This window comes from Marinilabilia rubra (genome assembly GCF_003121985.1).
GTDB classification, from domain to species: Bacteria; Bacteroidota; Bacteroidia; order Bacteroidales; family Marinilabiliaceae; genus Marinilabilia; species Marinilabilia rubra.
Genome location: NZ_QEWP01000001.1, coordinates 576,871 through 590,767, shown reverse-complemented (window position 1 = coordinate 590,767; position 13,897 = coordinate 576,871). Strand labels below are relative to the sequence as shown.

Below are 13,897 nucleotides of genomic sequence, written 5' to 3'. Positions count from 1 at the left end.
CGTCCTTCGTTCATCACTCTATTCGGAAGTCATGCAAGCAGTGGAGATCCTTAACATGGAAGTGTCAAATAACATTCAGAACTCTCCAACAGTCTAGTTGAGATAGCAGAAAAGGTTGTAAAAAGAGGCACTTTCTATAGCTCCCTTTCGGTGGGATGTATCAGATCTTTCAGCAGGCATTTATATTTTGATGCCGGCCAAAGACGAAGGCCTGTTTCAAAGCAAAATTTTATAAACTAAAATATGAAAAGAGTTTTACTGCCACTACTATTTATAAACCTATGTTTAGGGCTTTCTGCACAGACTAACAAGTTTAGCATAGAGTATAATTTTAATAATACCATGCAGGCCTTGGTTTCTATGGGAAGCGAAGCCATTGTTGGCGATCCAGCTATAACAGGAGGGCCTAAAATAAACTCAACAGGCTTTCAATCTGTCGAAGGAAAAACGGTTTTGAGTTGTGAAATCATTAATAACAATGCAACAAACTATAAGAATACCTATATGGCAATGAATATTACGCCCATTGATGGTTATTCGCTGGTAGTGACGGAAATAATTGTGGAGCATAGTGCCAGTTTAGCAGATGGTCCATATTATTACAGGATAGGTTGTACAAACAATGAAGTCACACCCGACAATAAGGATATCAATCAGTCAACTGATAACATCCCATTTTCAAGTAACTTAAATAGTACAACGTATAATCCACCTATTGACTATGCATCATCAGGCACCAACAACTCGGTTACTGCATGGGTCTGTGCCCGTGGCCCTGATTACGGAACATTCGATTGGAATGTGAACAAAGTAACCATTAAAGGCGAGTATATTTCAATTGGATCTGAAAGCTCGGTATTGGTAAATGTTACTTCCAATAAAAAGCAAAAACTTCGTTTTGGCATTGATGCTGAACGCTTGTGGTATTGGAGAACCAATGAGTTAAGCACACAACTGGCAGAACTGGGAGTTAAAAAATTACAATCAGAATTTGTGCGTGTAGCCATTAGCTGTGCCTATGAAAGAGAAGAAGGTGTAAAAAAGCCTGAAGCATATGATAAAATCCTGAACATGATGGGCGCGATGAAGCAAGCGAACCCTGATATTAAGTTTTTTGCCAGTCCTCGTCCACTTGATGAAGCTTATTCGACTAATGAAGCCTGGACGGTATGGGGCGGCCCCAAGGCTCCATGGGCTCCGGTACCGGCCTGGATAATGACCTGGAGGGAGAATGGCACAAAAACCGTTGATGGACAAGTTGTAAAAAAGTGGGTATTTGACAACTTGTATGTGGATAAATTAGCAAGATACTATGCCGATTATTTGAATTTTATGCACAGCAAAGGCTTTAAAATTGATTATTTGGATATTACTAATGAAAAGAATCAAATTACTGCAACACATGGTAAATATCTGTATGACAACATACCTGATATGCTAAATGAGGGGGTTTATATGCCTGAGCTTATTGCTCCTTCCACATGGAGTTACGAGCAGGGGGTAAACTATTTAAACAATGCAACACCGGATGAAATTGAATCTATTGCTATTGCTGCAAGTCATAATACGGGTGATGGTGGAACTCCGGAAGGGTTTGTTAACAAAGCCAACCAACTGGGCAAAGAACCCTGGAATACTGAATTACATAATTGGGTAGGCATCGTTCAACAAGACGAAATAATTAATTCGAAGCATTTTTTTGAGCATGTAAAAGCTGGTTTCGTTGGATTGGATACATGGTTATTTTACGGCCCGTACAATGGGAAAGATCACACAATGATATGGTCAAACGACAAAGACATCTTAAAATCGACAAAATACGAAATTTTCAAAAAGGTAGTCAATAATGCCAATGGGGGCTATTATTTAGAAACAACCCAATCTTCTGCGGATGTTTTAGCCACCTCATTTATTAAGGACAATGTATTGACCATCTTTGCCCTGAATCTAAGTCCTTTTGACAAAACGTTAGTAGAGTTTGATGTATCGGGCTATGATTTAGCGGGTCAGGATATTGAAGTGACTCAATGGCAAAATTCTTTAAACAGATCCGGAGAAGTATCGCAATTAGCCAATACATTCTCAACCAACTTTAGTTATGATCTGGAAGGTTTTTCGTTGTATTGCTTTAAAATATTGCTAAACAACGAAACGGGCATAAATGATTCAAAACAAAACCGAATAGAGATTTACCCAAACCCTTCGATTAATTTCTTATATATTAAGGACAATCAGGAAGGATTTAAATATAAGTACAGGGTTTTTAATATGGCCGGTGATTGTACATTAACAGGCATGACAGAAAAAAACAAAATAGACATAAGAATATTACCAAAAGGGGTTTATTTATTGCAATTAATGGATAACTCTGAACAAATTTCTGCAAATACGTTTGTTAAGGAGTAATCACCACTCCGGGAAAAGTGCCGTTGGAAAGGTTAATCCCCCTCCAATTATTATAAATAACTAAACCATCAACCTTGTTTTCAAGAGCTACTTCAAGCCTGGTAAGCCTGTCGGGATATTTTTGAATGCTACTCAAACTCTTCTGAAAATACCAACTGACCTTCATTGTCGGCTAGTCTGACGTAATCGATATACGTGGATCCTTTGAACCAAAAGTGCATTCCGCGTATTTCGCCAAATTGTTGCTGTACAGAAAAAGATTTCAGTTCCTTTCCATCAACCAGTAGCGTAACTTCGTCACCAGAACCCCTCACGGATATTGTTCTGAATTGTTTGTAATTTAAAATCAAATAATCAAGGTCGGAAACCCTCCCGGCTTTAAAATCATCTCCAATACGCCGATGGGTATATCTTTCACAACCTTTTTGTGCAAATTTAAAGCCGACATCACCATGTTCACAATGCAAATAAACAGCTGCCTCAGAACAGTTAATCCCTTCACCAAAATCGTCATCTTTAAACCGGATAGAAAAAAGTGCATTTTGCATATCCACGCCAAAAGGTTTAAAATTCCTTAAATGCAGATGATGATTGACTGCCTGCCCATTTATATCCATAATTTTTTCTTCAGGTATAAAAAAATGTCCATCATCAGTGGTTTGTTTTTCCAAAATGGCATTAAAAGGAATATGCTGAAGAAGGGGTAACCCTGCTTTCCTCACCATTTCAGGCACTTCATGTTTACTTAAATAAGAGGTAGCATCGATGGCATAAATAAACCATCCAGGGGAATTGATCCATGATTTTTCCCTGTTTTTAACCTTTCCATCAACAAACAGACGAATATTGTAATACCCCGGAAAATGAAAGCAGTGCTTATTAATGACCGAGTTTTTGTTAATCTCCTGAAATACATAATTGCCCTCCTGATTAACATGTCCGTAGTCTATATATACTTCATCATCCTTTAACTTCTTTAAATTAAAATTACAAACAACAGTATGAGGAATAACACCTTCCGGATTTTTAACAGCAAAATAATATGGTTCATCATCATTATTGATTAAATACAAAAACGCAATAAAAGAGAATACTGCAGCAACAGCAGTAATGAAGAAAAGCTTTCCCTTTATTTGCTTTTCAGGTCTTGTAATACTTTTTTCGAAATGCTCCCAGTCTTTCTTTCCGATATATAAGGCCAATGCATCTTTTGTACTAATATGAGGAGAATACACTTTACCATTATTAACATTATCTACTACCTTGCGCACCGTATTCCTGTCAATCCTGACGCCTGCCTTTTCACTGATCTCATCACTTAATAACCGGAATTGATGATTATTCCAGTCACTATAATGAGGCCATTGATTCATTTCCTGAACTAATTCAACCCACTTTCTCAATGCATCCAACTCTCTCATTATTAAACATTATTAACAAATAACAGAAGAATAACAAAAGTAACACTTCAATTCCTTTTACAAGAAATCACTCATATCTATTTTTATCCTTCAGAAATCAAAAACCAGAAATAATATAGCCATAAAAATAATCATTAAAAACAAAAATTGTATAAATGAGAAATCTATTCCCTCAAAGAGTATTAATTCTTTTCATAACTGTTAATACCATTTTCAGCCTATCAGGATGCGTTAGTCATTCAAAAGACAATAATGATTTACTGTGTGTTGAAAAAAACGTTTTGAATACTGCAAATGCAGAAGGATCAGATGCCTTAGTGTTAAAGAATTTCGAGGCCAGGCCTGCAAACGGGTTATTAAAAGAGATAAGTGTTGATTTACCCGCTTATGAATCGGTTGTTTATTTTAGTACCGATCACCGCGACAAAATACTGGATGCAGCGAACCGGATATTTCCATGGGCTGCCAAAGATTTACAAACAATCATCAGCAAGGGCTTTAAACCAGACCCCAAAGCAGCAGAACCTTCGCGCAATGGATTGTACGTGTTGTTTAAGCTACCGAACAATGAGTTCCTTCTTTTGCAAGGTATTGCCAGTCCTGATGCCATGTCGCATTTCACAATTAACGATAATGGCTCGTTAAAAATTAAACTTGTTACATTTGGTACTGAAACTGTTTCGGGCGATATCCCATTGGTAGCATACGCCAAAAGTGATAATCTATACGATGTTTTTGAAAATGCCTGGAAAAATGCGATAAACACAGAAGCTCTTGCCGGACGCACAGCCATGCGTCATGAAAAAGAGTATCCTGAAATGTTTACATACCTCGGTTGGTGCAGTTGGGAACAATACCGCCGCAAAATTACCAGCGATTTAATGGTTGATGCCATGCAAAAAATTGAAGAAAGCCCCTTACCTGTGCGCTGGGTATTGGTTGACGACGGGCACCAGCACCAAACAGGATTTAAGATGGGCGATAGCAGAATGTTATCATTTGATGCGCACCCTGAAACGTTTCCGAATGGATTTAAACCCCTGATGGATTTAAGATCAGAAAAAATAAAGTGGATGGGCATTTGGCATGCCATGAATGGCCAGTGGCAAGGACTTCACCCCGATCATGAATTGCGGGAACTGGATCCTCACCTGATAAAAATTGACAAAAAATTCAGAGGAGAACCCTTGCCGGTAATGATGCCCAAAGGCGACTCCATATCTTCGTGGATGTTTTACAAAGGTCTTATTGGATCTACTAAAAAACATGGTTTCGATTTTGTGAAAATCGATAACCAAAACCGTCAGATGAGATTTTACAAAGGCAAAGAAAACCCGGTAAAAACAGTGTCGCAACATGCGCAATCGCTCGAGCGTGCCGCCCATGAACTATCGGGTGGCCTGATCAACTGCTTTTGTTCGGATTTGTTAAGCCTGATGAACACCAAATACAGCGCTGTTTCGCGTGTAAGTGTCGACTATTTGCTAAACAACATGGAAAAAGCAAAATCGCACCTTTTCCAATCGTACCAAAATACCCTTTGGATGGGACAAGCTGTTTGGCCCGATCACGATATGTTTCACTCCAGCGATAAATTTGCCGGCCGCATGATGGCTGTTAGCAAAGCCATGTCTGGCGCACCCATTTACCTCTCTGATGCACCCGACCATTTTCTCGAAGAACTGGTTACACCGCTTTGTTATAGCGATGGTAAGTTGCTTCGTCCATTAGCACCTGCTGTACCGCTACCCGAATCGGCCATGATATCGGCACTCACAACACCTGAGGCCTACCGTGTTGTTGCTCCTCTGCCAAACGGTGCTGCGGCATTTGTTGCCTACAATTTAGCACATCCAACTCCGCAACAAATTGTTAAAACTCAAATATCTACACAGGATTATCAACATGCCGGATCATTTATACAACCTGCTGTTCCAAAATGGAAAGTTCCTGAAGAAGGACTGGTTTATTACGACTGGTACGATGGCAAAGGTGGATTATTAAACGATCAATATAAAATAGAACTCGATGGTTTTTCCGATTGTTTTGTACAATTATCTCCGGTTAAAAAAGGCTGGTCGGTTGTTGGGTGTATCGATAAATACCTGGCGGCAGCGGCTATTGATGCGATTGAATACAACCAATCGGAACTAAAATTGACCATGATTGAACCCGGCACTTTGGTTGTGTATAACAAAAAGCCTGTAAAATGCGCCATGGCAAGCAAAGTTGAAGAACTTGGTGGTGGATTATGGAAAATTTATTTTCCCAAAGGCAAAGAAAAAGTTGACGTAACGGTAACACTGTAAACAGTGCCCGCCCATAAACTAAGCTAACTTTGTAAATGGTCATGTGTCTGTTCAGAAAGTGCCATTTACAAAGCTTGCGAAATACGGAGTTTACTTATCGTATATGAGAACTTTTCGGACAAGCACAATGCAGAAAATGCTGCTTTATGGACAGACACGAAGTAATAATAAAAAATAAAAAGAATGCAATGAAATTTCAACTTCACTCGATCTAAATAAAATATATTTTATTAATAATGAATTTGCTGTTGGCCATCAGTTTCTCGGCTACGGAGAAAAAAACCACTATCATCGTTTTTTTGCCCGACAATGCCGGGTTTTCGGATTATCAACCACACAATTTAATGTTTGATATTACTGATATAAAGCATGTTTTAAGAGTTAATTGTAACCTTCATATACTTAACATGACCATCAAATAATTCAAGCTTAAGGATGTATATTCCTCGTGAAAGACCTTCAACGATTAATTGATTGGCTTCAGATTGAGACCTTACAATTTTCCCCTGTAAATCGATCAAAGAAAGTTGTTTGACATTTACATATCCGCTAACGCTGATAAATTCGGAGGCCGGATTGGGATAAACAAAAACAGAATCAACACCATACAAATCATTAACAGAGGTTTGACTATCCAAAAAAAGGGCTTGTTGTTCCAAAACCCGCTCAGTATTATTCAAAGTGCCGTTGGAGAGGTTAATCCCCCTCCAACTATTATATATAACCAAACCATCAACCTTATTTTCAAGGGCTGCTTCAAGCCTTGTAAGCCTGTCGGGATATTTTTGATTGTGATTAACTTCTGAATCCCAAACGGGTAAGCCCTTCGCTCTGGCCTTATTTATGAAAGTTGACCACAAATTATGGTTAAACCCCAGATTATGGGAGGTAGCAACACTAATATATTGATCTGTTTCGGTTTTATCAAAGGTTAAAATCCCAGCCTCAAGGCCCCACTGACAGGAACCAACAAGCTCAGCCCCATTGAGTTGCCCCAACAACCCCTGGAAGATCGCATTGTATTGCGCTACCGACCATTTTTTCCCGGGTCTCCCATCTTCATTAAAGGGACAAATCCAATCGCAGGGATATTCAATTGCAAAAGCCTTGATTCTGTCAATTAGCACCTGAGTTTTTACGGGATCGTTCCAAACAGATCCTCCTGCATCCTCATCTTTAAAAACAACATTGGCAATGCGTATACCTCCACTGGTAAGAGCAGGGTTGGCAAAAATCTTAAAACCATAGGCCTTTGCCTGTTCAAAAAAATAATCAAGCATGGCCTTATTTGGCTCAAGTCCCTCAGCAAAAATCGGAATCCGGATACCATTAACTTTAAGACTCTTAAAGCCCTTTATCAGATTATCAACCTGAGTTTTATTCGAGATTTTATCATGAATAAAGGCTTGCTTGACATCCCCCAACACATAATCCATGTCATTAGTGTATTTGATATTGTCCTGGGCAAACACACTTAAACCCGCAAATAACATTATAAAAGTTAAAAGCTCCTTCATAAATCAATATCTCAAAGTTGTTAATATACAAAAATCCTTTAGCAGGCAACTGTTAATGCTTCCCAACAAATCCCCATTCTCCATTTTCGGGTTCAATATCTTCTGAAGGAAGCACACGTTTATTCCTGTCGGCAGAGAGTTCCCCATTCTCATAAAACAACTCACTCACTTGTATATAGCAGGCCAATCTTTCAGGATGATCCTCTATTTCGGAATAAGGTTGAACAAAGCAGATAAGCATGTGTTTAAAAGACTATTTTATTTCATGCAAAGACTAATTACCGCAATCAGATTCAATTCTTAGACCTATTGGTATTATTTCTGATTTTATTTTAGGCCCTCCTGGAATATAATGAAGCGACATTAAAAAGAGATCAGTCCTGTACATAGTTTCATTAAAAAATTCAGGGCTATTCTTATTAAAGGCACCCAGATTAAAAAAGCCATGCTTTTGTCCTTCATACAAAAAGAGATCGCAACGACCGCCAAAAGCCTCTATTTCATTTTTAAATTTTATCATCGTTTCAACCGGGATTAAATGATCTTTTGTACCCAGGAAAATAATTGTTGGAGGAACTTTTTGGTGGATATTATGCAGTGGTGATATCTCTTTATGCCGAGCTTTAATTCGCTCATATCCATAACCGTCAGGCCCATTGTCAATCACCGGATTAAATAGCACTAAAGCATTTGGGACACAACTTACAGACAGATCATCGTTCGGAGCATTCAACTCCTCTAAAGTAGCTGTAGCCGCCGCCAGATGACCGCCTGCTGATCCGCCTGCTGCAACAATTTGGTCTGGATTGATTTTATGCCCGGATGCATTTGCTCTCAAATAACGTATTGCCGATTTGGCATCTTCAACTGCATCAAAGGGTGTGGTTCCGTTTCTTTTTTCAACTCGATATTCCGCCAATACAGCAATCACTCCTCTTTGTGCAAGATATTTTGCCTGAGGTTCGAATTGCTTAACACTGCCACCAATCCACCCGCCGCCAAAGAAAAAGACAATGGCAGGATATTCTTTGTCATCCGACATAGAAGCCGGAGTGATGAAATGTAAAGAAAGTTTAGTCGTATCAATTGTCTTATATACGCATGAATAATTATATTCAAATGGTTCATTTGAACGCGCATTTGATACAAAAAGAATAAAAACCAGAAGAAAGATTATTTTTTTCATAAATTCTTGTTTTGAAAAGAGTGTTATGTCATTTGCAATATGTTGGGTAAGGCAAAGTTTTTTTTAAAATTAAAAAAGTAATCATAGCTATATTTGTCTTTTTTCATGAAGCAAAAACACAAGAAACCAGGTTAAAAAATCAAAACCACACCCTCCTCAAGTCACAGATTATAAAAGCGCAACCTTTTTTTAGTCCTCAACCAGTATTTTCTTTAACAGTGATTTCCCGGCGATATCAATTTTTAGAAAATAAAGCCCTCCGTCAATATTCCCTAGATGCAAAACCATACCGGTTCCGGTTAATTCTGGTGAATAATCACTTACAGAACGCCCCCGCATATCAAACAAACTAAGTGAATAATTTCGCATACCCCAACCATCCAGTTCAACAAACACAGATCCACCGCTTTTTGCAGGAACAGGGTAAACATCTATTAAGACATCTTCAAATTCATCAGAGACAGAGCTGGTAATTGCTTTAAAAAAGACCTGAACGGTATGATCTTTATCAACAGGCTCAAGAATTAAAGTTTCCCTTGGAGACACTTCCTCACCATTAATCAGCAATGATTTCACCTCATATCCGGGATATGGAGTTATACTGTATGTGGCTGTTTCTCCATCATTAAAACCGGCAACACCGGAAGGAGAAATGGTTCCCCCATGACCAGAGAAAGCAATCACATTATGAACAGCTTCCGTTTTCCTGTATTTTACCTGAAGTTTTGTACTGCTGGTAATATTTTCTATCGAAAAATTTTCTGAAACAGAAACAGGATTGCCATTTACAAGAATTTCGGAGATTTCATAGCCGGGCCATGGCGTAGCTGAAAAATCCAGGCTTGCACCATTATCAACTTTCAAAGGGCCGGCTGGTTGCATGGTGCCATACATCCCTGATTTGGCCAGTACAATGTGGTGTTCACTTACATCCCCATCGTGAAATGGCCATGCCTGCCATCGTTGAATACTATTAGGTTTAGCTGTGGCTGTGGTTCCATCTATGGCATCATAAAAATAGAGGTGATTATCATCCGTTCCTTTATCGGGTCTCCGATACCCATTGACCCCAATAATTCCGGAAAACCCATCACCGGCCTGAGTAAAAATATTGGTTGTAGCCCAATATTCCTGCCAGCCGATTTGCTTAAGCGCATCTCCTGAATCGCCAATAAAAATTACATTGGCATGATAAGGATATTCTTCACGATGATCCTGAATAAAATTAACTAAATCGTCAAGCCCTAAGCCTTCCCGAAGGCCGGTTTCCCAACCGGAAACCGATTCTGTATCATACCCCATATCACGTAACCTGCCGCCTACTCCAAAAGCTTTAAAGCAAAATGTAAAGTATCCTGTTTCCCCGCTAATTTCTTCGAAAAAGGTAGAAGAAAGCGCCCGGGTATGTATATTTTTAAACATCCGTCCATATTCATCGCCGCTCATTTCTAAGCCCTTGTTTCGTAGCCACCCCCCGGTGTTTTCATTAATTGCATTAACAACCTTCAGGGCAAACTCCAAAACGTAATTTCGGCCATCTGTTCCATGTTCGCCCAATCTTATGCCGGCAATTAAATGATCAACACCATATTCTTTGGCTCGATTAACAAATTCCGAAAAGTCGGTTATAAACTGCTGTTCTCTTGAACTTTCTCTACGGGGATATAACCGTTGATGCACATGAAATCGAATATTTCCGTTAACAGCACCTCTGTTAATGGCCGCCTGTACGTCGATCAGAAAATTGATCAACTGCCTGTCGCGCTGGTATGGGGTAAATTCCCCATTATTGATCTGTTCGGCGGAAAGATCAAAAGTAGCATGAGCCGGGGATGACAAAAGTCCCCGTCTGGCCTCAAGATTAATTGTTGCCGAATTGGCCCCGACAGCTTCCAGGTTGCCAAGCCATTCAGCCATCCCAATATCCATTTGAGGAATTATAGAATGTCGGTTTATACAACCTCCTGTACATTCAGGCCCTGAAGGAAGTTCGGGATAAATCACCCACTTGGTACGCGGCCCGTGAAAAAAATCAGGGTCTTGTACCACCTGCCCGGCGGAAATATGAAAAGACCAAAATACACCTAACAATACAATAAGCTTACAAAATATTTTCATACTATTAAAACTTTTATTTTCAATAGTTTAAACACAAGGTGCAAGACAAACCATATAGCACTAATAGCCCTGGCATTGAGGCAATCTCGCGTATAATTCCCCAAAAATGATTGACAACCTTTTTCAAGAGATTAACAGAATAATGAATCAATCAACCGCATCAAAGTCCTGGGCTTCGTCAGGCCCCGGATTTGCATAATGTGGATCCTTGGCCCGGATGAAGACATCACCGTCATCCCTGATCTCTACCTTCAGCGGTACAATAGTGGTTCCCTGTTCATTGATGGTTTGGGCTGTTTCGCTCAAATCGTGCTCCTGAATACCCTCCTTGTCAACAGGTGGGACATTGGCATTGTAAAATACTGTACACCACCAACGGCCGTCTTTGTCCTGAAAAGGCGTGCCATGGCCAAGAAATCTACCGACAAACCTGCGGGACCCATAAGGTCCGGTAATACTATCAGCCAGACAATAATACAGGTTATAAGAACCTTTACGCATGTTATCCGTCGACCAAGCCGTCCCAAAATGCACGTATTTGTCCCCTATTTTTCGTATGGTGGCTCCCTCATGACCAATGCGGCGGTCTGCAGGATCAATTCTTTTGGGCTCATCAGCGAGCCCGTTAAAACCGGATTTAATAGGTGCAATATTCGTGTTTCCCCACAAGAGATACCAGGTACCGTCACTGTCTTCAAAAAGCGACGGGTCATGTTTCCAACGCATATCTTTGCCCATTGGGAACTTAAATGAACCTTTCATGGTACCTGACTCTGAAATTGCCAGGTTCGCTCCCCCCTTTACAGGTGAGGGGGTAGTGTGAACATAGACCCACTTATTATCAATTTTATAAATTTCAGGAGCCCACAAACGCCAGTCTTGTTTGGGGATGGTATCAAATCTTTCCGGGTATACATCGGCCCAATACCCCTTATCAAGAGTGAAGGGTTCGCCCAAATATTCCCAGTCCAGTAAATCTTTACTTCGCCAAACCCTCAAACTCCGTCCAACGATACTGGGAGTGCCATAAAGCTCCATATTCTGGGCATCCAGTCCGGTATTGTAAAGTTCCTTTTCCACCCGTGGATCATTAGGCTGGGGTGTGGTTCCGGTCAGGTAATAAAATCCATCATCATCCAGAAAAATATAGGGATCGCGAATCCAACCATCTTTAATATAGATGGCCTTATCGTGGTCTTTGAAAGCTTTTTCTTTTTCTGATAGATTGGCCCTTGAACCACATGAAGAAAAAACATAAATTCCTAAAAAAATACTTAACCACACAAATAGTACTCTCATTTTCTTTAAATTTTTATATTAATCACTAATTGATTTCAAAGCATAAAAACAATTCAATAAATCAGAATCTCTGTCGGTTTTAAATAACATTCACTTGTCTTGTCGATCCAATGCCCTCATTTCCGTCTCATGCCCAAGATCCACTTGCCTGGCCATCCATTTTCTAAGTTCATTGAACATCCGTTTTTTAACATGCTCATATTCTTCGCCACCAGCAAGGTTATTCAACTCATAAGGATCCTTGCGAATATCATACAACTCAAATTCGGGCCGGTTCGTGTACATTTTTACCCGGGCACTATCTGACGAATCAGAGGCTTCACGCAACCAAATATCCAGAATGTTGTTTTTCTTTTTTTCGGTTACCAGGTTGGTAAGCCCCGTTTCGTGATGCAGGTTCCAGATGAGTTTATATTTTTTGTTCCTGATGGATCGAATAGCGTATGCTTCTGGCCCGTGATAAATTCCCCTGGTCGTTTGCGCTCCGTAAACATATTCCCGGGGATGATCACCCCCCTCAAATAAGGAAGCAAAGCTTTGACCATCAAAGTCTGTATTACCACAAACATCGGGAATACCGGTATGAATATTCCGGGGATCACTTCCTGCCAATTCAATTAATGTCGGCAAAACATCCACGTAATGCAACAAATCATCAATGCGGTTTCCAGCCTCGATTTTTTGGGGCCAACGCATAATAAAAGAGGTTTTTAGCCCGGTATCATAACACGTCCATTTGGCAAAGGGAAACTGCGAACCCTGCTCGCTGGTGAAAATGACGATTGTATTGTCAGCCTCCCCTGAACGATCAACATAATCCATGCATACCCCAAGAAGACTGTCCATGTAGGTTATTTCGGCATAATATTTCACCATTTCCGAACGGGTAAAGTCACAGTCAATAAGATATTCAGGCACAGTTAGTTTTTCGGCATCATACTGCTCATGGTTGCCCCTGGTCCATGGCATATGAGGTTGGTTTTGTGAAATGACCATAAAGTAAGGTTTTTCATGATCATCCACTATAAAATCCTCAACTTTAGACAAATCAATATCCTGACCTTTCCCGTTGTCATGATGAACACCACCAAAATAAGTAAGCGGGAAAGATGACTCAGGCCCATAATGTTTTTTGCCGATTAAAGCGTTGCGATACCCCATCTCACCAAAGTAGGTGGCAAAGGATTTTGCCCCGACATACACAATGCTGTGATTGGGGTAGGCCCCGCTGCGAACAGGATACATTCCCGAATAAAGTTGCTGACGCGTAGGGGCACACATGGCTGTTCCGGTAAACATGTTGTCAAAAGAAGTACCCTGATCAGCCAGTTTTTCGATATTGGGCGTATGAACATCCTCATTGCCATACGGTGAACAGTCGCTCCAGGTCATGTCGTCACCAACAAAAAGTAAAATGTTTGGTTTTTTTGACGCATTTTGGGCATTAAGTAAAGTGAGTTCAAATAGAAGCCCGGCCAAAATGAATAATAAAAACTTAAAATACTCCATTTTTACTGCAATTATTTAATTTCCAGATAAAAATTATCATTCCATATTTTCGGCACGAAACCTTGTATCAGGATGCTTATCAATTATTTCATGGTATAAGACCATGGCATATTTGGTTCCTTTGTAAGTTTA

At 39.9% G+C, this 13,897-nt stretch carries 10 protein-coding genes; 2 read left to right on the top strand and 8 right to left on the bottom strand.

Annotated features, from left to right (window positions below):
* The first annotated feature begins 243 nt into the window (after nt 1–243).
* Nucleotides 244–2,406: a T9SS type A sorting domain-containing protein gene (locus DDZ16_RS02480; protein WP_109262823.1), complete on the top strand. Its 2,163-nt coding sequence runs from the start codon at nt 244–246 to the stop codon at nt 2,404–2,406.
* On the opposite strand, the gene DDZ16_RS20680 is transcribed toward DDZ16_RS02480, so the two are convergent.
* Together DDZ16_RS20680 and DDZ16_RS02475 are read right to left on the bottom strand one after the other, a co-directional pair.
* Nucleotides 2,396–2,542 (bottom strand): hypothetical protein, encoded by a 147-nt coding sequence (locus tag DDZ16_RS20680; protein ID WP_158275589.1) that lies wholly within the window; start codon nt 2,540–2,542, stop codon nt 2,396–2,398. The genes DDZ16_RS02480 and DDZ16_RS20680 overlap by 11 nt on opposite strands.
* The gene (locus DDZ16_RS02475; RefSeq protein ID WP_109262822.1) at nt 2,535–3,827 is read right to left on the bottom strand and encodes a hypothetical protein; all 1,293 of its coding nucleotides are present in this window, start codon (nt 3,825–3,827) and stop codon (nt 2,535–2,537) included. The genes DDZ16_RS20680 and DDZ16_RS02475 overlap by 8 nt, the downstream gene beginning before the upstream one ends.
* A 155-nt stretch (nt 3,828–3,982) precedes the next feature.
* Between DDZ16_RS02475 and DDZ16_RS02470 the strand changes: the two genes are divergently transcribed.
* On the top strand, nt 3,983–6,136 hold the full coding sequence (locus tag DDZ16_RS02470) for a Sip1-related alpha-galactosidase (protein ID WP_109262821.1): 2,154 nt from the start codon (nt 3,983–3,985) through the stop codon (nt 6,134–6,136).
* A gap of 374 nt (nt 6,137–6,510) precedes the next feature.
* On the opposite strand, the gene DDZ16_RS02465 is transcribed toward DDZ16_RS02470, so the two are convergent.
* The 6 genes from DDZ16_RS02465 to DDZ16_RS02440 all read right to left on the bottom strand — a co-directional run bounded on the left by DDZ16_RS02465 (nt 6,511) and on the right by DDZ16_RS02440 (nt 13,765).
* A complete protein-coding gene (locus DDZ16_RS02465; protein WP_109262820.1) occupies nt 6,511–7,653 on the bottom strand; it encodes a T9SS type A sorting domain-containing protein in 1,143 nt (380 codons plus the stop codon).
* A gap of 52 nt (nt 7,654–7,705) precedes the next feature.
* Nucleotides 7,706–7,894 carry a hypothetical protein gene (locus tag DDZ16_RS02460; RefSeq protein WP_109262819.1) on the bottom strand — a complete coding sequence of 63 codons (189 nt, stop codon included), beginning with the start codon at nt 7,892–7,894 and terminating at the stop codon, nt 7,706–7,708.
* Between the two features lie 33 nt (nt 7,895–7,927).
* Nucleotides 7,928–8,839, bottom strand: coding sequence for an alpha/beta hydrolase (locus tag DDZ16_RS02455; protein WP_109262818.1), 912 nt, complete (start codon nt 8,837–8,839; stop codon nt 7,928–7,930).
* 189 nt (nt 8,840–9,028) lie between these two features.
* Nucleotides 9,029–10,957: a T9SS type A sorting domain-containing protein gene (locus DDZ16_RS02450; RefSeq protein ID WP_109262817.1), complete on the bottom strand. Its 1,929-nt coding sequence runs from the start codon at nt 10,955–10,957 to the stop codon at nt 9,029–9,031.
* 147 nt (nt 10,958–11,104) lie between these two features.
* The gene (locus DDZ16_RS02445; protein ID WP_109262816.1) at nt 11,105–12,256 is read right to left on the bottom strand and encodes a family 43 glycosylhydrolase; all 1,152 of its coding nucleotides are present in this window, start codon (nt 12,254–12,256) and stop codon (nt 11,105–11,107) included.
* Between the two features lie 90 nt (nt 12,257–12,346).
* Nucleotides 12,347–13,765 (bottom strand): sulfatase family protein, encoded by a 1,419-nt coding sequence (locus DDZ16_RS02440; protein WP_109262815.1) that lies wholly within the window; start codon nt 13,763–13,765, stop codon nt 12,347–12,349.
* Nucleotides 13,766–13,897: the final 132 nt, after the last annotated feature.